The sequence below is a fragment of the Burkholderia sp. Ap-955 genome (assembly GCF_011753045.1).
Taxonomy (GTDB): domain Bacteria; phylum Pseudomonadota; class Gammaproteobacteria; order Burkholderiales; family Burkholderiaceae; genus Burkholderia; species Burkholderia lata_D.
In genome coordinates this window covers 93290-114339 of record NZ_VWWH01000001.1, presented here as the reverse complement: position 1 = coordinate 114339, position 21050 = coordinate 93290, and the positions used below count along the sequence as shown (strand labels likewise).

Here is a 21050-nt window from a genome sequence, read left to right as displayed (position 1 = left end):
CGCGCGTGATCATGAGCGGGCGACGTACCGTTCGATGCGCAGGCGACCGGGCGGCTCGAAGTAAGTGCCGAAACGCACGAGCCCGGCATTCTTCAGGTGGCAGGTCATCTCGAAGCTGACGAGGATGCCGGGATCGCGGTTATCGACGATTCCGACGTCGATCGAGCGGATGCGCGGCTCATACTTCAGCAGCGTCGCTTCCATTTGCTGCTTGAGCAAGTGCGCCGACGCGGGCAGAGCTTTGTAGATGTTCGTCAGGTCGGGTAGGCCATAGTCGGGCAGGTGTTTCAGCGCGCCTGCCCGCGTGTTGAGAATGCGGCGCACGTTCTGCTGAACGCTCAGGCATTCGAGTGTGCGGTCGTCGTAAGCGCCGATCGATTCGCCGCCGATCTGGCCGAGCAGCATGTCATAGAGGGACGGGCCGGCGGTCATCGATGGCTCCGTTGGCCTGTGCCTTCATTGACGGCCGACGGTACGTCGATGAAATCGATTGTCATCGTGCCGTCGGGAGCTGCCGACAGCAGGACTTCACTCGGCGTGACACCTTCGGCCATCCGGGCAAGCAGTTCGTGCGAGACAACCGGCAGCACGCGTTGATTGAGGAACGCGTCGACGCTGCGTGCGCCGGATTCCCGCGACACGCAGCGTTGCGCGATCGATTCGATCAGGTCGTCGGCATACGTCAGTGTCACGGCATGTTGCCGATGGAGGCGCCGGGCAATCTTGTCCAGCTTGATGCGCACGATCGACGCGAGCGCGGCGGCGTCGAGCGGCCGGTAGACGAGTGTCTGGAAGCGTGCGAGCAGCGCCGGCTGGAAGTGCGCGACCAGTTGCGAGTGAATGGCCTCTCGCAGGCCTGCCTGCGTAATCGACGCGCCGTCGGCTGTCGCGTCGTCGATTTCCGCACTGCCGAGATTGGACGTCATCACGATCACGCAGTTGCGGAAATCGATCTCGCGCCCTTCGCCGTCGCGCATCGTGCCGCGGTCGAACACCTGATAGAAGATGTCGAGCACATCGCGATGCGCCTTCTCGACTTCGTCCAGCAGGACGACGCAGTACGGGCGCTGGCGTACCGCTTCGGTCAGCACGCCGCCGCGTCCATAGCCGACGTAACCGGGCGGCGAACCTTTGAGCTGCGACACCGTGTGCGCTTCCTGATACTCGGACAGGTTGATCGTCGTCAGTGCGGCTTCGCCGCCGAACAGCAGGTCGGCGAGCGCCAGCGCGGTTTCAGTCTTGCCGACGCCGGACGGCCCTGCCAGCAGGAACACGCCGAGTGGCGCGTGTTCGCTCTTCAGGCCCGCCTTGGCCGTGCGCAGGCTCTCGGCCAGTGCTGCGATCGCGTCGTCTTGTGCTACGACGCGGGCAGCGAGCGTCGCTTCCAGCGCGAGCAGGCTTCGCAGTTCGTCCTCGACGAGATTGCCGACCGGTATGCCCGTCCATTCGGCGACGACCCGCGCGATGGATTGTGCGTCGACGTCGGGCGAGATCATCGGCGCTTTACCCTGAACGCTCGATAACGCATCGATCGTGTTGGAGACGGCGACCGGATCGGGCGCCCGCTCGGACGCGCTGCGCAGCGTGCGCAAGATCCCGACGAGCTTGCGTTCCCGCGTGTACTGGCCGAGCAGCGCATCGGCGGTGTCGCGCAGGGTGTTGTGATCGATGTCGATGGCGGCGCGCCGTCCCGCGATGTCGGTAATCCCGGCGCGGGTGTCCGCATCGAGCGCGTCGCGCTCCAGTTCGAGCGCCGCCAGCGTTGCGCGAGCCTGTTGCAGTTCCGTCGGCGGGACGTCGAGCGCCATCCGCACGCGTGCCGCTGCCGTGTCGATCAGGTCGACCGCCTTGTCCGGGAGCAGCCGGGCCGGGATGTAGCGGCGCGACAGTCGCACGGCCGCGACGATCGCTTCGTCGCGAATGTGGACGTCGTGATGCTTCGCGTATCGGCTCGCGAGCCCGCGCAGCATCACGCAGGCCGTATCGTCGTCCGGTTCGTCGACCTTGATCACCTGGAAACGTCGTTCGAGCGCGGCATCGCGTTCGAAGTATTCCTTGTATTCGGCCCACGTGGTGGCCGCGATCGTGCGCAATTCGCCGCGCGCGAGCGCCGGCTTCAGCAGGTTGGCCGCGTCGGCGCCGCCCGCGGCGTTGCCTGCGCCGATCAACGTGTGCGCTTCGTCGATGAACAGCAGGATCGGCGTGGCCGAAGCCCGCACTTCGTCGATGACGTTCTTCAGCCGTTGTTCGAATTCGCCTTTCACGCCCGCACCGGCTTGCAGCAAGCCGAGATCGAGCGTCAGGATGCACGTATCCCGGATCGTTTCCGGCACGCTGCCTTCGACCACGCGCAATGCGAGCCCTTCGACCAGCGCGGTCTTGCCTACCCCCGGCTCGCCGACGAGGATCGGATTGTTCTTGCGGCGCCGTGCGAGCACGTCGATCATCTGCCTGATCTCCCGGTCGCGGCCGAAGACAGGATCGATCTCGCCACGACGCGCTTTTTCGGTCAGGTCGAGTGCGAAGCGAGCGAGTGCGTCAGGTTCGATCGTGCGCGCAGGTGTGTGTTGCGGGGAGGTGGCCGACGGCGTCGTGCCGTCGGCGGGCAGATCACCGGCCGAGTCGGTTTCGCGCGCGGGTATGGGGCCGTCGCCGGCGTTTTCGCACGATCGTCGTCCAAGCCGCGGCAGCACACGCCGGATTTGCGCGCTGGAGACCGACAGCAGTGGCCACGCACGCTGCGTTCGCAGCACGTGCGGCGCATCGACGATGGCCTGCAACAGATGTCCGGAGCGAATGGTGCCGTCGCGATCGTCGGCCATCGCATGCACCCACGCATCCTCGATCACCGTGGCGAGCTGTCGCGACAGCGCCGGCATGCCGCGCAATGTGCGTGGCATGCGGTCGATCACCTCGATCATTGCCTCCCAGACGGCATCGATGTCGAGATCGTAGTGACGCAGCAGCGCGGGAATGTCGCCGTCGTCTGCCTCGATCAGCTTCAGTACCCAGTGTTCGACCGCGATTTCGTCCGCGAGCCGGGTCTGGCAAAGACTCGCGGCGGCTTCGAGCGCACGAGTGCAGTGGGGATTGAGGCGGCGAATGAGATGGGAAGCGTCCCGGAGCGGCGGCGTCATGTGGGTAGCGGGTCAGGAAGGGTGGAGGGCGGGTGCCGGGAGCGGCGGAATTCCCGCCGCGCGAGCGACGGAATCCGCCAGCCGTTCAGTCCATCAGGAACGTTCGTTCCAGGTGTCCTTGTGGATGATGTTGCCGTCCTTGTAGGACCACGTGATCGTCTCGTAGCGCAGTTCGACGTCTTCGAGATGGTTGTGCTTCTCGTAATCGGGGTTCTTGATGTCGAGCATCTTCGGCTTCACCGCGACGATCTTCACGTTGTCGAGTTTCGTGTTGAAGTATTCCTTCTCCTTGCCTGCGTCGTCGATCCGGTACCACTTGATCTCGACCGACTTCAGCGTCTGGCCACTCGTCACAGCCTTGTACAGATAGGGCGTCGATGCGTCCGTCTCCTTCGTCAGCGTGATCGGCTTGTGCACGCGCGTGCCGGTCAGCTTGCCCGTATTGCCGTCGGTTGGAATGTGCACGCCATGGTCGAACGCGACCAGTTCGACGCTGCCCTCGCGATCCTGGACGGTCACCGAACCCTTGATGTCCGCACCGCCGTCGTCCTTGAGCCACATATAGGCCGGAATTGCCATTTGTTCACTCCTTCTTCTTCGTACTACGAATCGCCGGAACCGGATTCCGGCGTTGACAAACCCGAGGCGACTGCCTCGGGAACCCAAACGCGTGTTATTTCGCGGCACCGGTCGGGACGGCAGGCACCGGCGTATCGGGAACGAGCGTGATCTCGACCCGACGATTCCTTGCGCGTCCTTCCGGCGTGGCGTTATCCGCGACCGGCCGTGTATCACCGTAGCCCTGGATCGCGAACTGTGTCGGCGGGATGCCGGATGCGTCGACGAGCCAGTCGCGCACGGCCGACGCTCGCTCGATCGACAGCTTCAGGTTGCGATCGGGCCGGCCCTGATCGTCGGCATAGCCGGCGACGAGTACGCGCTTGCCGGGATGGGCTTTGATCAGGTCGAGCGCATCGACCATCGCGCGCGTGGTGCCCGTCTTGAGCCGCGCTTTGCCGCTGTCGAACAGGGACATGCTGTCCAGCGTGACGACAGTGGGCGGCGGCGGGGGCGGTTCGTAGGAGGCGATCGCCTCATTGAGAACCGGCAGCAGTGGTGCGCCGTGATAGGTGCCGAACGACAGCCGAAGCGGAACGCCGACACGCGCATACCGGTCGAGCTGATCGCGGTCCGATGCAAGGGACCGGAGGGCGTCGCGCTTCGCGGCATCCTGCGTGGCGGGGATACGGTTGTAGCGGTCGAGGTGCTCGCCGATGCGGGTCATCAACATATCGTTGTTCTTCGCGGCTGCGCAGATGGCGGCGATTGCCGCGCAGGCAACGATCGCAATGATGTGTGCGAGGGCGGTGATGCGCGGCGATCGCCACGATCGGCGCGGCGTCGCGTCGATCAGCGGCTGCGGCAATGGCCACGGCAGCGGCGACGCAGATAGTGCGGCCGGGGCGATACCCGTCAGGCCGCGGACTTCACGTTCCCACGGTTTGCCGGGTCCAGTCGCCGGGCCATGGTCGATCCAGCCGGCGCCGAACAACGGCCACGGTGAAGCAGGCTGGCGGCGGTCCGTCAGCGTGTCGAACACGATCCGGCGGGTCCACCCGATAATCGACGCGAGCCCGGCGGCGCGTGCCGCGGCCTGCGGACTTCCGTCGGCATGGAGGGCATCCGTTTCGGCTGCATCGATTGCTGTGTCGAAGCGGTGCATTTTCGTGATCGGCGAGCCAGCCGACAGGCCATACCACGGGGAGACCGATTCGCCGGTCGCCGGTACCGCGGCAAGCTTTGTGCCCGAGAGTCGTTGATAGATCGCAACGTAGCCTGGCAACGACACGCCAAGCATGCGCGACGTATCGGCGACGGCCTGCCGGATCACGCGCAGCGTCTGCGACAGCGTGTCGTCGTTCGCGTGGAGGGAGGGGGCGACCGACAGCACGACACAATCGGGGGCGTGGCCGTCGCGCCACTGACGGACCGCGACGGCGAGACGGGGAAGATCCTGGGGCCGGTCGGCTCGCAACCAGATTGCGCCGTCACCGACGTGGACGAAACGCGATTGAGCCATATCGCGATCGAACAGGGCGGACAAACCGTCGCCAACGACGAGCGTGAGCGGCATCTTGGTACGCAATGCGACCGGCAGGTCGGCGGTCGCAGCGCCGAGTTGCGCGATCACGTGCACATTTCGTTCGCGGGTGCGAGCCATGCTGCGCGAATGCAGCCAGACGACCAGCATGGCGAACACGATGACCGTCGCGATCAGTCCGCACATGACGCCGTGGTCGACGGGGAGAACCCATCCGATGATGGCCAGCGCCAGTGAGGCCGAAACCGTCACGACCGTGCGCAACGGATAGCCGAGGCCGTCCAGGGCTGCGCGTGCGGCGTCGGAATCGGCTGGCGTCGTTGCCGGCGGAAGAGCGGTATCCGACTTCACGGTCGTTTCGCTTTCTGAACGAGTTGTGCGAGTTCCGCATCGAGGATGCGGTCCCATGCGAACCACACGAGTAGCGCGATGACGCATGCCGTACCCGCGATCGCCCATGGCGAAAGACGCCTGAACCGGTCGAGCAGGCGCGTGTTCGTGCGATCGGTGACGAATCCCGGCATGGCGGTCGGGCGCAACTGATCGATCCGTGCCACTAGCGCCGCGATCAATGCCTGGCGCTTCGCTTCGCCGGCGTGGGTGTCCGCAGACGAACCCGAGCGGGCGGCGTAGCAGCCGCGGAATCTCAGGCCGAGAACGGCCGCGTAGCATTCGAGCAGATCGACGTTCGGTGCGGGTTCCCGCATCCGGTATTCGATCCGTTCGTAAATGCGCGTGCCCGCGTCGTGAATGCCGAATCGGTCGACCTGCAGCGGCTTCTGCTCCCAGCTTGCCTTGTCGGAGGCCGACAGATATCGCAGTGCGGCTTCGTCGACCAGTCCGCACTGCGCGATGACGGCGTCGTCCCGTATGTCGGCGGCGACCCCTTGCGCGTCGAGCGCGGTCGCGAATTGCGCGACGAGCCTCATGCACTGCTGGCGCAGGCTTTCAAGGTTGTCGATCTGGCCGCCATTCGACAGATGGGTGACCAGTAGCGCCGTATCGCGCAGCAATGCACGCATCGACGGTTGAGGCGAGTGACCGGACGACGGCTCCCGCGCGAGCAGCGCGGATTCGTGACGCGTGGAGACGATGGCATTCATCAGCGCAGCACCGCATAGAGTTCGATCGACGCGTCGGGAATCGACGCGGGCAGATAGATCTGGCACGCGCGAGCGGCGAGCATTCTTGCATGCGCGGCGTCATGCGCGTCGAGCGCGAAATAGTGGTTGTCCAACCGGACGGGAATGGCGCCAGGCACTCGCTGTACCGCCTTGAGCGGAATGCCAGCCACGGCGGAATTGACGATGTGTTCGACGTCGTCCGGCGCGCCGATCTTGCACAGGCGCTGAAACTGTTCGATGAGTTCGAACGCCGGCAGCGCGGCGTTGACGGACAGATACCAATCAGCCGCGCCCTCGACGATGCGCTCGTCGAGGAACTGTCCGACCCAGGTGGTCGGTGTCGTATGCGAAAGCCCGATCGAGACGACACGCGAAGGGATGATCGTGTCGAGCAGGCCGCGAATCAGCGATTCGAGCGTCGCGAAAACATCATGAGCACCCGTGTGGTCGTAGGGCGGAATGTCGGTCAGTGCGACGCGCGTCGAGAACGTGGTCAACGAACCGGCCAACTGGGCGAGCACCTGGTACAGGCGATCGGTCGGTTGCCCAGGATGCGACGCGAGGAAGCGCAGTTGCGGCCAAGCCTGATGGAGGCAGTGCAGGAGCCAGAACAGCTGGACGTCGGCCACGCCATATTCGGCCACCTGCTCGATGCGCTCGCTGCGCCGTGCGCCGAGCAGGGCGCTCTTGGCTGCGAGGATATCGGCGAGACGCCGGATGCGTTCGATATGCAGCGTGTGGCCGGACAACGTCAGGCACGGTGGAACGAAGTCGCGATCGACCTGGAAGCGGCCGCTCGTCGTGCGATTCAGGCGCGCGATCGCGCACACGGTGTCGTCCGCATGCGATTCGAAGCCGAACAACAGCCGCACGGCGTGGCGCTCGGCGGCGATTTCGGCTTCTCCTGCGCCACTCAGATCCGTCACCTTGACGAACTCGCGATACGCGCGACGCGGGCGGGCCAGCGCCGTTTCGTCGAAGCGGCAGTTGTTGCCGTTCGCATCGGGTAACGCGAGCGCGGCGAGCACGTCGATCGTCTGGGCATCGGCAGGAATTTCGCCGACGAGATCGCGCGCGGGCGGCAACGCATCGGCGACGGTCGAGTCGATCGGCGTGCCGTCGGGGAAACGCAATTGCAGCCGCGTGAGCTTCAGGCGACCGGTGGACAGCGCCTCCTCGTCGACGTCGACGCCCAGTGTTCCCCATGGCGCAACGGCGATTGCTGATGCCAGTTGTTGCATAGCGAACCCGTTCCAGCGTTCCTGCTGCTGGAAATGCTGCTGCGTAAGAATCAGCCCTTCGTGCCAGAGCGGTTTGTCGATCCGCATGGTGTGGTCGTAATGATCCAGGAATTATGAGGCGCCGATTCTATACATCGTTTTCCGATTTCGTATACCCCGGGTAATTGGAATTTGTTGAAAATCGTGTCGATTAATTTGGGATAAGTGGGGTGTGTATTTTGAGATTGTTGGGGTTGATTTTGATTTTCGGTGTGTGGGCTACGTGGCGTGGATTTTTATCAAGATTTTTCTTCCTCGGCGTTGTCTTGTTTTTTTATGAAAATCAATTGCTTGAGTGAGGGTTTGCAATTTTATTAGATAGCGGAGGATGGCGGTGTGTAGGTGACGCGGATCGCGTCGCGGGGTCGCGCAAAAAAATAGGACGAATCTCATTATAAAAAATCATCTCGTCGTTAATTTTCGATTTTTTGAATTCCGGGTTTACTCGTCGATAAAGGACGTGATATTTTCTGCCGCCTGAGTCGGATATCGGGCCGCGAATATTCGACTCGGTCGTTCGTCGGTGCACGTTGCGGGGTTCGGCATGGGCGGTGCGGACGACGGAGCACCCGTGAGTCGTGGGTGCGTGTCGCGGAGTCTTCAAGCTTCCTGAGATAAGGAGAACGAATTGGATAGCTTTCAACGAGAGATCCCGAAGAGCCGGGTGTCGATCACCCTCGATCTGCATACGGGCGGGGCGCAGAAGAAGGTCGAGCTCCCCCTGAAGCTGCTGGTTGCCGGCGACTTCAGTGCCGGTCGTGAGCAGGCGCCGCTCGCCGAGCGCAAGAAGGTGAACATCGACAAGAACAACTTCGATGCTGTCCTGGCCGACTATGCGCCGGATCTGAAGATCGCCGCGGACAACACGCTGGCCGGCGACGGTTCGGAACTGCCCGTCAACTTGTCGTTCCGGTCGATCAAGGACTTCGAGCCCGAGCAGGTCGCTCGCCAGATTCCCGAACTCCAGGCGCTCCTCGCGATGCGCAATCTGCTGCGCGACCTCAAATCCAACCTGCTCGACAACGGCACGTTCCGTCGCGAGTTCGAGAAGGTGCTGAAGGACGATCGCTTGTCCGCAAAGCTGCGCGGTGAACTCGCACAGATCGCGACCGCCGCGACGCAGCCCGAAGGGCATGCGTGAACGCCGCTGGGCAAAACGCGCGTTCAGCGCATTCCGCAACATCGTAGCGATTCGATCGCAGACAGGACCCGAGATGAAATCCACTGAAACCCAGCAGACCGGCGCGACTGAAACTGTCGTGCTGGATGCCCCGCACGGGGATATCGACAGCGTCTATGCATCGCTGTGCAGCAAGATCAACTTGAAGCCGATCAGTGAAGCGCGACCGCTCGAGGCGTTCCGCGACAACGACATGCTGTCCGAGGCGTCGGCCGACGAGCGGATCGCGCGCGGGATGGGCGCGTTCCTCGAACTCGTCGCGAAGGCGAGCCAGCCGGTGGATCGCCTCGACAAATCGCTGCTCGACTTCCACATCGGCCAGATCGACCGGCAGATCGGCCGTCAGCTCGACGCGGTGATGCATACGGATGAATTCCAGGCGCTCGAAGCGCGCTGGCGTGGCCTGAAGATGCTCGTGAGCCGCACCGATTTCCGTAAGAACGCGCGCATCGAAGTGCTGGACGTGTCGAAGGATGCGCTGCAGCGCGACTTCGAGGATACGCCGGAACTGATCCAGAGCGGCTTGTACCGCTTGACGTACATCGAGGAATACGACACGCCGGGCGGCCAGCCGATCAGCGCAATGATCAGCGACTTCGAGTTCGCGAATTCGCCGATGGACGTCGCACTGCTGCGCAACATCTCGAAGGTGGCGGCCGCCGCGCACATGCCGTTCATCGGCTCGGTCGGGCCGGCGTTCTTCGGCAAGCAGTCGATGGAGGAAGTCGCGGCGATCCAGGACATCGGCAACTACTTCGATCGCGCCGAATACATCAAGTGGAAGAGCTTCCGCGATACCGACGATGCGCGTTACGTGGGTCTGACGATGCCGCGCGTGCTCGGCCGTCTGCCGTACGGCAAGGACACGGCGCCGGTGCGGGCGTTCAATTACGAGGAGGCCGTCAAGGGCCCCGATCACGACAAGTACCTTTGGATGAATGCGTCGTTCGCGTTCGGGGCGAACATGGTGCGCAGCTTCGTGAACAACGGCTGGTGCGTGCAGATCCGCGGGCCGCAGGCGGGCGGCAAGGTCGAGGATCTGCCGGTCCACCTGTACGACCTCGGCACCGGCTACCAGCCGAAGATCCCGACCGAAGTGCTGATCCCGGAAACCCGTGAATTCGAGTTCGCGAATCTCGGTTTCATCCCGCTGTCGTTCTACAAAAACCACGACTTTGCGTGTTTCTTCTCCGCGAACTCGGCGCAGAAGCCTGCGCTGTACGAGACCAAGGAAGCGACCGCGAACAGCCGCATCAACGCCCGGCTGCCGTATATCTTCCTGCTGTCGCGCATCGCGCACTACCTGAAACTGATTCAGCGCGAAAACATCGGCACAACCAAGGATCGCCGTCTGCTCGAACTCGAGTTGAACAGCTGGATCAAGGGGCTCGTGACCGAGATGAAGGATCCGGGCGACGAGTTGCAGGCGTCGCATCCGCTGCGCGAGGCGAAGGTCACGGTCGAGGATATCGAGGATAACCCGGGCTTCTTCCGGATCAAGTTGTTCATCATCCCGCACTTCCAGGTCGAAGGGATGGATATCGGGCTGTCGCTCGTGTCGCAGATGCCGAAGGCCAAGAACTGATCCGACGTTTGTCTGCGAGCCGCCGGGGTGTGGAGGGGTACCCCGGCGGTGCCGTGTGTTTGCACAACCGAGAGAGTCGATGTCGATGATTTTGCCTACGCAGGCTTATGAATTGAAGCTGTCGCCGCATCCGGCGCCGGTGTCCGTGCTCCGCTTCACGGGGCGGGACGCCGTGAGCGAGTTGTATCGCTACGACATCGAATTTACGAGCCCGGTGGCTGGTATTCCGATGGAGCTGGTGGTCGGCCGCCCGGCAAAATTCATCGCCGCGCCAGTCGATCCGAACATGGACTATCTACGCAGAATGTTTGGCGAGGGCGCAGAGCAATTCAGCAAGATGCCGTGGGCCTATACGATCCACGGCGTCATCACGGAGTTCGACGAACTCGACACCTCAGCCGATCAGACACACTATCGGGTCCGTCTGGAGCCCAAGCTCGCCGATCTGAACCGAGGCGTGACGAGCCGACTGTTCCAGAAGCAGTCGATCGAAGAGATCCTGACCGACACGCTGCGCCATTACGGCTACCGGGTCGGGGTCGATTTCCAGTTCCAGTTGCGCGGTCAGTACAAGCGCCGTGAGTACGTGACGCAGTATCACGAAACGACGTTTTCGTTCATTCAGCGGATCTGCGCCGAAGAAGGACTCTGGTTTCGCTGGGAGCAGCAGAAGGATTATGCGGTGCTCGTGTTTGGCGACGATCTGGACGCCTATGCACGCAAGCAGCGCACCGTGTCATACCGGCGTGATTCGGGGCTCGAGAGTTCGGGCATGGACGCGATCAAGACGCTCGAGAAGCGGACCCGGCGCGTGCCGGAAGCCGTCCGCCTGCACGATTACAACCACCGTGAGGCGGGTGTGTTGCTGCTGGTCGAGGAAGATGCCGCGCGCGACGACAAGACGACGAGCGGCATCGATTACCAGTGGGGCGAGCACTACGAGACACCCGAAGAGGGCAAGAGCGTCGCCCGTCGGCGCCACGAGGGATACCTGGCGAATCAGATCACCTTCAGGGGTACCGGCAATCCGTTCTGGCTCGAAGCGGGCGAAGTCATGCGGCTGGCACCGCATCCGGCGGACGCGAAGCACGGGATCTTCGTGACGGCGGTGGAGTCGCAAGGCGGGCGCGACCAGTCGTACTGGGTAACCTTCGAGGGGATTCCGTCAGACCGCGTATGGCGCACGCCGGTCGCCTCGATCGACCAACCAGTCATCGACGGCATCCTGCCGGCCCGGATTACGTCACCTGGAGATTACAAATACGCGTACCTGACCGAGCAGGGTTGGTACGTGATCAAGCTCCCGTTCGATCTCGACGAATGGAGCCCGGGCGGCACCAGCCGGCCGGTGCGGTTCGCGAAACCGTATAGCGGCGACAACTACGGGCATCACTTCCCGCTGATCGACGGGGTGGAAGTGGCGGTCGTCTTCACGCAGGGTCATCCCGACCGCCCCGTGATCATCGGGGCCATGCACGACAGCCTGCATCCAGATCTTGTCACCAGCCAGAACCATACCCGGAATCTGATTCGCACCGCAGCTCAAAACGAGCTGCGAATGGAGGACAAGGAAGGTGTCGAACACGTCCATCTGACGACGCCGTTCCAGGTGAGTGAGCTGAACCTCGGCCACATGGTCGACGGTGATCGCAAGGATCGCGGGCGGGGTGCCGAGTTGCGTACCGACGGGCCGGCGGCGATTCGAGGATCGAAGGGGGTGTTGGTGACTGCGGAAGGGCAGCCTGGCGCCGCAGGCCAGCAGCTCGCTATGCAAGATGCCGCCACGACGCTCGAGCAGGCCGAACAAATCCTGAATGCGCTTAACGACTCGGCAACCGCGGCGAAAGCCCTCCAGGCCGACATCGATCAGCAGCGCGTACTGATCCAGCAAAAGCTCCAGCGGCTGCAGAAGCCCGTCCTTGTCGCAACGGCCCCCGACGGCGTCGGGCTCACCAGCGGACAGCAAATGCAACTTGCTGCACGCAAGCAAATGTTTGTGACCGCAGGCGATGGACTTGACATCGGCGTGATGAAGCGAATCGCGGTGGCGGCAGGCGAGGCAATCTCACTTTTTGCGGCGAAGCTCGGGATTCGAATCTTTGCAGCGAAGGGCAAGGTCCAGCTTCAGGCGCAGTCCGACGCAATGGAGCTGATGTCGATGCAGGACATGACGGTCAGTTCGTCGGATGGCGAAGTAATCATCACCGGCCGCAAAGGTGTGACGCTCGGCGATGGATCAGGTGCCTACATCAAGCTGTCGGGCGGCAAGATCATTATCGGCAGTCCGGCTGGAGAGGTCGAGGTTAAGGGCAATCTGACAATCCACGCCCCCGACGGAGGTAATTTAAAATTCCCGACGTGGGCTGCGGTGCCTGTCAACGACGTGCGGAGTGCAACGAACTTCGGATTTTCTGAGTAACGGACAACCATGGCAAATCCACCCGCACCGAAGAAGCCGCAATCCCCCGCGCCGGCACCCGCCAAGCTGAAGCCATTGCCGTTCGCCTTTCCGTTCCTGCGGAAGGGAAGGGGAAAGAATGAGGCTTCCGCACAATTCACGGATGAGCACGAAATCTACCGCCTGCTTGCCGAGCGTGAGCCGTCAGGGACGTATCTCGTCAGTCGCAAGGGGATGTGGCATGGCGGCATTCATGTCACGGAGGCGGGCGCTGGACAATCTCTGGATCTTGACGCGGGCTTGCGTTGCATCGCCGACGGCGTGCTGATCGCATTTCGCGCCAACAAAACCTATCCGATCAGCGAAGTCGGAGAGGCGGGAAGCGAATCACTGGTTCAGGCACCGTACAGTACGGGCTTTGCTCTGGTGCAGCACACGATGGAGTTCCCGCGGGGCGCGAAGCTGACGTTCTATAGCCTGTACATGCACTTGATGTCGCTGGAGGACTACGCCAATTTCCCGAAGCGGAGCAAGCCGGCGTATTGGTTGCGACAGTGGCGGGTTACTCAGTATGCGCAGGACAAACCGTCGCCGGGCCGCAACGGTCAGGTCCCGGATTCCTCACAGCAAGGGTTGCGGGTCCGCAAAAGCCACCCGCGCGGCGAAATCCTTGGCATCCTGCCGCAGGGCGCGAGCGTTAGCATCGGCAAGCGGGAGAAGAACTGGGGGCAAGTGACGGATCTGCATGGCGCGTCATTGTTTGCGCCAGAGGCTGGCGGCTATGCTGAGCCGAGCAGTGTTGTCGGCGGCTGGGTTTTTCTGGGCAAGGAAAACGGCGGCCCGCTCGTCGAGGAGGTCTTCCCGGATTCAATGTTCGACCGGGTGATCGTCATGACCGAACAAGCAGGTCAGTCGGGAGACTCGCGAGGAATCAGAGGTGGGATCCCGATCAAAGCGGGTGACCCGATCGGGCACCTCGGTCGCTACGATTCGCTGAACGAATGCACGTCCGGCACGAGGATGGCGCACATCGAGGTGTTCTGTGACGACAGTATTCAGTCGTTCCTCGAGCAAGGTCGAGCGTGGGTCAATCAACACGGCCCGCACAAGGAAGACTGGTCGGCATTGGGCCTGCCCTCCGAACCGACGATTCTTCGGATTGCACCGGGCACGGTGTTATATCAACGTCAGGACAAGAAATTTGTCCCCGGCGCTGACCCGCAGTCGAGGAAAACGGACACCGTTCAGGTGTACTCACTCGCCGAGCTGGCGCGTGATCAGAAACGGCGCGTTGCCGAGCCGCACCCGAATCCCAAACCCAATCCGGATTACCCGGTGAGCTGGTGGCACGTTGAAGGCGTGAATGCGCAAGGTCAATCGATCGACGGCTGGGTGTGCGACTTCAACCACCCGAGCGGCCGGGTGACGCGGGAGTTCGCGCAGAAGTGGATCGACTTCGAGTGCGTGGCCGATACGCATGATCCGGCACATACGATTTTCGCGACGACTCAGAAGTGGGTCGATTATGCCAGCGGAGCGAATGTTGCCGACCATGCTTCGCGTTCGAATCTCAGCCCGTTGATGAGCAAGGTGTACGACGCCCTGTTCACGAAGGGCGATGGCAAGCAGGCGGCTGACGAGCTATGCACGCTGTCGCAGACCGAGCGTGGTGGGTATCCGTGGCTGACGCAAGCGGCGTCGCGGCTGATCGTCAAGCACGAAAGCGAATGGGCCAACCCGTCGAAGTGGAAACAGTTGATTGCCGAACTGGAGAAGAAGACAGGTCCCAAGCCGCATCACGAGGAAGAGCAGAAGCGAATCGATAAGCTCGCGTGGTGGGATGAAGTGACGGCAGGAGTGGCCGGCTTTCCCGAGGCAGATGTTAACCACATCAACCCAATTGGATTCGTTGCAAACTTCGCACTTGAATGTGACTGTAAAGCTCGCTTTGAAAAAGTATCGAAGATAGTTCTGTTCAACGAGGGTGGATTTGTCAACGATCCAGACGATTCTGGAGGCCCCACCAACAAGGGTATTGCATGGGCCACGTGGCAAGCATATGCAAAGGAAGATGTCGGCGTGGAGCCAACATTGGATAATCTAAAATCTTTGACGGATGATCAGGCAAAAACAATATACCTGAAGAGGTACTGGGAGCCCCGTGGTTTCTGCGGAATAAAAAATGAAAAGACCGCCCTAAACATATACGATTGGACAATAACGTCTGGGAAGGCGATCAGGAAGATTCAGGAATTGCTAACCTCGGATTACTGTGTGGAAATTTCGCACAACAACCAAATGTCGACGGATTTTGTCAACAAAATAAACTCAATCGATGATCAAGAGGACGTCGCTCAAAGGATCGGAGCGATACGGAAGCAATATTACACATCGCTCGCATACGATAAAATGGGGAGGCCAAATAAGAATTATAAGTTTTTGGATGGATGGACAAAGAGAGTCGACCGATGTCTGAACTACAATGGATCAGCGCCGTGAATAAAATGGAAAATATATTTTTCGGCTGCATGTTCGCCGCAATTTCAATGAGTGGATGCGCATCGCCCGCCGACCAGTTATCTGGGGAGTGGGACTGGGATAACGCGCCGAGTACGATGACGTTCTCGATAGATCTAAAACAACAGGGCGGAAAGCTTAAAGGTCAGTATTGTGCCGTGGCACAGAATGGCAAAAAAACCGACTGCGACGATGAAAGTAATCCTAATATTTATGGAATCGTAGATGGCGTCGGAAAATCAGCGGTCGTCAACTTCTCTTCGTTCTTTGGCGCTAAAAATGGGAAGGCAACTCTGAAGATAATTGATGGGCACCTAGTTTGGCACATCATTAAATCCCCATTTGGAGGGGAATTCTACGCCCCTAAAGACGCGGTCCTGACGCCTCATTAATTCACGAAAATGGCATCAAATGAAAAATCTCGTATATGAAGGCGACGCAACAAGTCACGGCGGCAAGATTCTGACCGGCTCCGATCGCATCAAGGTAAAGGGGCGTCGGGCGGCCCGCGGTGGCGACAAGGTTTCATGCCCGATTCACGGCGACAACGAAATCGTCGAAGGCAGCGGCAGAATGAAGGATGGTCCGACGCCGCTGTCGCGCGACGGCGATCACACGCGATGTGGGGCTGAACTCATTGCCTCGTCCAGCGGAGCCCGGGGTCGGTAAGCGATGCCTGTTGATTTCAAGCGCGTGCCGCCGCGGGTCGATGTCCCACCTCCGCCTCAAGTCTCGATCATCGTCTGGACGGTTCTGCTCGTGCTCGTCATGGCCGTGGGGGCGGGACTGGCTATCATGCTCTGGCCGACCGGCCGTCCGACGAACACGCTGTGGTTTTGGTTTTGCGTCGCTGGTTATCCCTTCCTGGCTTGGGCTTTCCTGGTGTTCACGTGGCTGGGGTATGGCTACGTCCGGCGCAATCAGGCGATTGCGACGAACCGCGTCAGCGTTGAGGCGGAAAACGCGCGCCATGCGTTAGCGAGCAGACCATTGGCGATACTGGGCCATGCGTGGTGTTTTTCTATGGACGATTCGGAGAACTCACTCAGCGGCATTTTGAACGGCACCGAACTTTCGACACGGCCGAGCGGTGCAGTCGCGGATAGTGAAGTTCATGCACGTTGGCTCGACATCCCCGATCAGCCATTTCACCCCGGCAACGAACTAGCGGAGCATGCTCGCCATCACGCGGTATGTTCATGGTTGACTGCAGGCTTGATCGACGCTGTCCTGCCGCAACTCAGCGCTCTTCCGCAGCGAGCGAAGCTCCAGGTCGAACTCCATCATCAATCCAGGCTGAAATCCGAGGCGGTCGAAGCCCGCATACGGGAATTGATTGCCGAACGGGTACCGGCTTTAAAGGTTGACCTCAAGGCGGGCGAGCATGCGTCCTCGCTCTTTAGAACGGACGCGTGGCTTGATAAGTCGGACGCCAATACGGCTCACTTGCTCATTGCCGTTGAACTTCGTGACGCCATTAGTGCCGTCCTGTCAGGTGGTGTTGCAGAGGCGGGCGTAGCCCTGCTCGTGGGGCAACCACGACTTGCTTCACAGGTAAATTCCACCGGACTGTGGTTGCATCGTCCTGCCAAAGACTCGTTCGACGCCGCCGCCCGGACGCTCGGGCTGGCTGCCCGTTGGGGGCGTGCTTCGCGCGACCGTTTGCGCACAGTGTGGGCACACGGTCTGACCGACGAAAGTGTGGGTGTGATTCGGCAAGTCGCATTACTTTCGGAAGCGACGCGTTGGAATGTACTCGAAACGTTAGTGGGCGATTGTTCGGGCGCGGGACCGTGGCTGGCCGTCGCCCTTGCCGCAGAAAGTGCTTGTGCAACGGGTGAGACGCAAATGGTGCTGTGTGGTGAAGGTAAGGATCTGATCGCTCTCGTGTGCAGAAAACAGACATGAACGACAACAAGAACGACAACAAGACACGACCGGCAGGTCTCTTCATTGGCATTGCTGCCGTCGTCGTGTTCCTCGCGCTCGGTATCGCGGTATGGGTGGAGGGTCCTCGTTACGGGTGGTCTCGCGATACCCGGATCATCGTCGAGCTTTCGCTGTGTGTGGCCATGCTCGTGGTGATCCTGCTGGTCAAGTACTTGGAGGGAGTGTTGCTCTGGATTGCATCGTTGAGAGCTTCTCGTTGGCTTGCCCGATACGACGCCGGCCGGCACGCAGCGTCTGTAGGCCGCGGCGATCAAGACACACTACCGGAACAAGCCGACCGCGCTGCTGCGCTCCGCAATGCTCTGCAGGATCGCCACGGTTGGCGCTGGCGATACCGCGAACGTTGGGTGCTGATCGCCGGCGACGAACCGCTCGTGAAACGCCTGGCGCCGGGCCTGGTCGACGCCGGCTTTGCGATCACCGGCGATACGGTCCTGCTGTACGCGAAGCAAACGAGCAGTACCCTCGATGCCGACTGGCTCGACCAGATTCGCCGCTTGCGCCGCCGGCGCCATGTCGACGCGGTAGTCGCGGTAACGCGTAACCGCAGTTCGTCCAATGCGCCATTCGACACCGACAATCTGTCGCAACGGCTCGCGCGCCACGCGCGCGCGCTGCGCTGGGCCGCGCCCGTCTATCTGCTCAATGTGACGGATTTCGGCAGCGACGCGTCGAGTGCCGACGAGGCGATCGGCTTCACCTGGTCCAACGCGCGTCTCAGCACGGAAGAAATTGACGCGTCGTTGCAGAACCTCACCGACAACCTGGCCGATGCCGGTGTCGCGCGCCTGACGAGGGATACCGGCGACCGCTATCCCGCAGAGCTGTCCAAGCACATATCGAATCTTCGCAACGCACTGGCGGGCCTGGGACTGCAAACCTCGCAGTCGCGTACTTGGCGGCACGCGGTCCACGGTCTCCTGTTTGCGCCGCTGTTCACGGAACGGGAGCTGGCACCTCCAGTTCCCGTCGACGCGAACGATGACGAGCAACCGGTCGATCCGTCACACCGCACGATCTGGCAAATCGTCGCCGAGCACAGCCGCAAGATTCACGGTCGCCGCGTTGGCTTCTCGCTGTCGACGGTGGCCGCTTGGCTGACAGCCGGTCTGATCGGCTGCTGGATCGTCGGCACGATGCTGTCCGGATTTGCCAATCGCGCGACTTTCCGGAACGTCGCAGACACGGTCATGGAGCTCTCCTCCGTGCGGGACGGCGCGCAGGCCCTGCAAGCCCTGAACGGCCTCGGCCGCCAGATCGATACGCTCGAAGTCCGTCAGCGCGACGGCGCTCCCTGGAGCGCCCGTTTTGGCCTGAACCGCAACCACGCGCTGCTCGATGCCCTTTGGCCTTACTACGCCGATGCCGCCAGCCGCATCCTCGTCAGCCCGATCCGCCAGAAGCTCGAAGCGAGGCTGCATCAGCTGGCGTCGCTGTCCGACGCGGAAATCGCCAGCGGCGGCGATGCTCAGGTACAGGCCGCGTACGACACGCTCAAGACCTACATGATGCTCGCCAAACCGGAGCGCGCTGTGGCCACGTTCCTGATACCGCAACTCGTCGCAACTTCTGCCCCCGAACGCCCGACCCATTCGCAACTGTCGAAAGGCGGTTGGGAAGACCTGCGTCAGCAAGCGATCGCATTCTTCGCCAATCATGTTGGCCGTGGCGCCGCATCCAGTCAAGCTGCGCTGGCGATTGTCCCAGATAGCAACCTGATCGCGTCGACCCGCCAGACGATCGTCGGTGTCCGAGGCATCCAGAACTCAGGAGACGCGATCTACCAGCAGATCATCGACGAAGCGACACCGAAATACCCGTCGCTCTCACTCGCGACGCTGCTCGGCGACGCGGCGTCGCAATCCTCCGCCGGCAGCGCAACGAGCCGTGGCCTGTTCGGCACGACCGCGACCGTACCCGGTGTATTCACACGTGCTGCGTGGGAAGAGCGGATCTCGAAGGCCATCGACGAAGCCGGCGAGCAACGCGATGTGGCAAGCGACTGGGTGCTTTCCGACACCAAGGTTGCCAACGCGTCACCCTCGACATTGAAAGCCGAACTGCGCCAGCGCTATTTCGACGACTACGCGCGGGCATGGGCACTCTTCCTCAACAGCCTGCGCTGGCAATCTGCACCGACGCTGTCGGCCACTGCCGACCAGTTGACGCTGCTCGGCGATCCGCAACGCTCGCCGCTCGTCGCGTTGATGAATGCGATCGTGTATCAGGCTGGAACGGGAGCCAGCGCACAGTCGCTGTCCGATACGCTGATCAGCAAGGCACAGCAACTGGTCGGCGCGGACGAAAAGGATCCGTCGAAGCAGGCCAAGCCTCAGCTGGCGCCACTTGCCACCGCATTCGGCCCGATCCTGCGTTTGACCGGTAGCGATCTCGCTTCCGGAGCGCCATCCGGCGGCAAGGGGAACACACCGCCGGCAGCCACCGGCGACCTGAGCCTGGCACGCTATCTGGAGCGGATCACGGCGATGCGCCTGAAGACATCGCAGATCGTCTCCAGTCCGGACCCGGACGCGATCGCACGTCTGGCCGCGCAATCCGTGCTGCAGGGCAAGACGTCCGATATCGCCGACAGCCGCGATTACGCGAGCCGTGTCGCCGCGAGCCTCGGTGAGCAGTGGTCCGGATTCGGCGCACTGTTCCGCGCACCGTTCGACCAGTCCTGGCAAGTCATCGTGCAGCCGGCCGCTTCCAGTCTGAACGAAATCTGGCGTACCGCGATCCTCGCCGACTGGAACAAGACATTCGGCGGCCGCTATCCGTTCGCGGATTCCGACAACGACGCATCGCTGCCCGAGATGGCGCGCTTCATGCGTCCGGATAGCGGCGTGATCGCGCAGTTCGTGACGTCGCAGCTGGCCGGTGTCGTCGAACGGCAGGGCGACCGATGGGTCGCTTCGCAAGGTACCGATTCCGGGGCATTGACGATCGATCCGGCGTTCCTCAACGGGTTGAACAAGCTCACGCGCACGTCGACGGTCCTGTTCCCGTCCGGCGATGCACGCGTGCGTTACGAACTGCGGGCCGAGCCGACGCCGGGCGTCACCGATATGAGATTCGTACTGTCCGGCCGCGAACTGCATTACTTCAACCAGAAGCAGGAGTGGACACCGTTCGAATGGCCGGGACAATCGCTCGAGAACCTGTCGCATATCGAATGGCAGACGGAGCAGGGCGGGTTGCGCACCGCACTCGATTCGCAGGGGCGCTTCGGTCTCGTTCGGTTGCTGGAGCGCGCGAAGGTCGTACAGCAGGACAACGCGCGCTATTTGCTGACCTGGACGCCAGACACGAGTCAGGGTATCCCGCTCAAGGTGCAATTGCGCAGCGAAGCCGGCGGCGGTCCGCTCGACGTTCTCCAGTTGCGGAACTTCGTGTTGCCAGCACGTATTTTCGTGACGGGATCGGCAAATGCCGGGGTTCGGGTATCGACAAGCGGCCCGCCGCCGCTGCCGATGTCGGCGATCGAGGCCGCGAAGCATGCGGCCGTGCCATTGCCACCGGGGCTGCCGGGCGGAGGCGCCTTGCCGGACGCCGTCATGCAGGCGACGACGGAGCAGGCATCCGGTCAGCGTACCACGCTCGAACTTGATCAGGCGAAAACGCGAACCGCTGAACCTGGGTCGGCGAAACAGACGGCCGCGCCGAAGGCTGCGATTTCGCCATTGGCGACCACGTCGGGACTTGCCGATTCCCCCTCCAGTCCGTTCGGACACGCCCTCCGCCTGCTGGGCGACGCATTCGTTTTTTGAGATCTGCC

Annotated in this window: 14 protein-coding genes; 8 read left to right on the top strand and 6 right to left on the bottom strand. The window is 62.0% G+C overall.

The genetic code is table 11. From position 1 onward, the window contains the following. Positions 1 to 9 precede the first annotated feature (9 nt). From tssE to tssK, 6 genes are all read right to left on the bottom strand, one after another. Positions 10 to 432: a type VI secretion system baseplate subunit TssE gene (gene tssE / locus F3J15_RS00495; RefSeq protein WP_166886407.1), complete on the bottom strand. Its 423-nt coding sequence runs from the start codon at positions 430 to 432 to the stop codon at positions 10 to 12. After that, entirely contained in the window at positions 429 to 3137 is a 2709-nt protein-coding gene (tssH, locus tag F3J15_RS00490; RefSeq protein WP_166886404.1) for a type VI secretion system ATPase TssH, read from the bottom strand. The genes tssE and tssH overlap by 4 nt, the downstream gene beginning before the upstream one ends. Positions 3138 to 3230: 93 nt before the next feature. Next, positions 3231 to 3716 (bottom strand): Hcp family type VI secretion system effector, encoded by a 486-nt coding sequence (locus F3J15_RS00485; RefSeq protein WP_006750272.1) that lies wholly within the window; start codon positions 3714 to 3716, stop codon positions 3231 to 3233. A gap of 94 nt (positions 3717 to 3810) precedes the next feature. Then, on the bottom strand, positions 3811 to 5589 hold the full coding sequence (locus F3J15_RS00480; RefSeq protein ID WP_345891468.1) for an OmpA family protein: 1779 nt from the start codon (positions 5587 to 5589) through the stop codon (positions 3811 to 3813). After that, on the bottom strand, positions 5586 to 6341 hold the full coding sequence (locus F3J15_RS00475; protein ID WP_166886399.1) for a DotU family type IV/VI secretion system protein: 756 nt from the start codon (positions 6339 to 6341) through the stop codon (positions 5586 to 5588). Before F3J15_RS00475 ends, F3J15_RS00480 begins: the two co-directional genes overlap by 4 nt. Further along, positions 6341 to 7690, bottom strand: a complete 1350-nt coding sequence (gene tssK / locus F3J15_RS00470) for a type VI secretion system baseplate subunit TssK (protein ID WP_166886396.1) — start codon at positions 7688 to 7690, stop codon at positions 6341 to 6343. Before tssK ends, F3J15_RS00475 begins: the two co-directional genes overlap by 1 nt. A gap of 580 nt (positions 7691 to 8270) precedes the next feature. Here tssK and tssB point away from each other — a divergent pair. From tssB to F3J15_RS00430, 8 genes are all read left to right on the top strand, one after another. After that, positions 8271 to 8783 carry a type VI secretion system contractile sheath small subunit gene (gene tssB / locus F3J15_RS00465; protein ID WP_034185094.1) on the top strand — a complete coding sequence of 171 codons (513 nt, stop codon included), beginning with the start codon at positions 8271 to 8273 and terminating at the stop codon, positions 8781 to 8783. A 73-nt stretch (positions 8784 to 8856) separates the two neighbouring features. Then, positions 8857 to 10407: a type VI secretion system contractile sheath large subunit gene (gene tssC, locus F3J15_RS00460; protein WP_166886379.1), complete on the top strand. Its 1551-nt coding sequence runs from the start codon at positions 8857 to 8859 to the stop codon at positions 10405 to 10407. Positions 10408 to 10486: 79 nt separating this feature from the next. Then, on the top strand, positions 10487 to 12826 hold the full coding sequence (vgrG, locus tag F3J15_RS00455; protein WP_166886376.1) for a type VI secretion system Vgr family protein: 2340 nt from the start codon (positions 10487 to 10489) through the stop codon (positions 12824 to 12826). Between the two features lie 9 nt (positions 12827 to 12835). After that, positions 12836 to 15304 carry a glycosyl hydrolase 108 family protein gene (locus F3J15_RS00450; RefSeq protein ID WP_166886373.1) on the top strand — a complete coding sequence of 823 codons (2469 nt, stop codon included), beginning with the start codon at positions 12836 to 12838 and terminating at the stop codon, positions 15302 to 15304. After that, positions 15274 to 15714, top strand: a complete 441-nt coding sequence (locus F3J15_RS00445) for a hypothetical protein (protein WP_166886370.1) — start codon at positions 15274 to 15276, stop codon at positions 15712 to 15714. The genes F3J15_RS00450 and F3J15_RS00445 overlap by 31 nt, the downstream gene beginning before the upstream one ends. 19 nt (positions 15715 to 15733) lie before the next feature. Continuing rightward, positions 15734 to 15991, top strand: coding sequence for a PAAR domain-containing protein (locus tag F3J15_RS00440; protein ID WP_166886367.1), 258 nt, complete (start codon positions 15734 to 15736; stop codon positions 15989 to 15991). 3 nt (positions 15992 to 15994) lie between these two features. Continuing rightward, positions 15995 to 17230 (top strand): hypothetical protein, encoded by a 1236-nt coding sequence (locus F3J15_RS00435; protein WP_166886364.1) that lies wholly within the window; start codon positions 15995 to 15997, stop codon positions 17228 to 17230. Then, on the top strand, positions 17227 to 21042 hold the full coding sequence (locus F3J15_RS00430) for an ImcF-related family protein (RefSeq protein WP_166886362.1): 3816 nt from the start codon (positions 17227 to 17229) through the stop codon (positions 21040 to 21042). Before F3J15_RS00435 ends, F3J15_RS00430 begins: the two co-directional genes overlap by 4 nt. The last annotated feature ends 8 nt before the right edge of the window (positions 21043 to 21050 follow it).

Coding starts and splice junctions, on each gene's coding strand:
- tssE (WP_166886407.1), bottom strand. CDS start 432: ATGACCGCCGGCCCGTCCCTCTATGACATGCTGCTCGGCCAGATCGGC.
- tssH (WP_166886404.1), bottom strand. CDS start 3,137: ATGACGCCGCCGCTCCGGGACGCTTCCCATCTCATTCGCCGCCTCAAT.
- F3J15_RS00485 (WP_006750272.1), bottom strand. CDS start 3,716: ATGGCAATTCCGGCCTATATGTGGCTCAAGGACGACGGCGGTGCGGAC.
- F3J15_RS00475 (WP_166886399.1), bottom strand. CDS start 6,341: ATGAATGCCATCGTCTCCACGCGTCACGAATCCGCGCTGCTCGCGCGG.
- tssK (WP_166886396.1), bottom strand. CDS start 7,690: ATGCGGATCGACAAACCGCTCTGGCACGAAGGGCTGATTCTTACGCAG.
- tssC (WP_166886379.1), top strand. CDS start 8,857: ATGAAATCCACTGAAACCCAGCAGACCGGCGCGACTGAAACTGTCGTG.
- vgrG (WP_166886376.1), top strand. CDS start 10,487: ATGTCGATGATTTTGCCTACGCAGGCTTATGAATTGAAGCTGTCGCCG.
- F3J15_RS00450 (WP_166886373.1), top strand. CDS start 12,836: ATGGCAAATCCACCCGCACCGAAGAAGCCGCAATCCCCCGCGCCGGCA.
- F3J15_RS00445 (WP_166886370.1), top strand. CDS start 15,274: ATGTCTGAACTACAATGGATCAGCGCCGTGAATAAAATGGAAAATATA.
- F3J15_RS00440 (WP_166886367.1), top strand. CDS start 15,734: ATGAAAAATCTCGTATATGAAGGCGACGCAACAAGTCACGGCGGCAAG.
- F3J15_RS00435 (WP_166886364.1), top strand. CDS start 15,995: ATGCCTGTTGATTTCAAGCGCGTGCCGCCGCGGGTCGATGTCCCACCT.
- F3J15_RS00430 (WP_166886362.1), top strand. CDS start 17,227: ATGAACGACAACAAGAACGACAACAAGACACGACCGGCAGGTCTCTTC.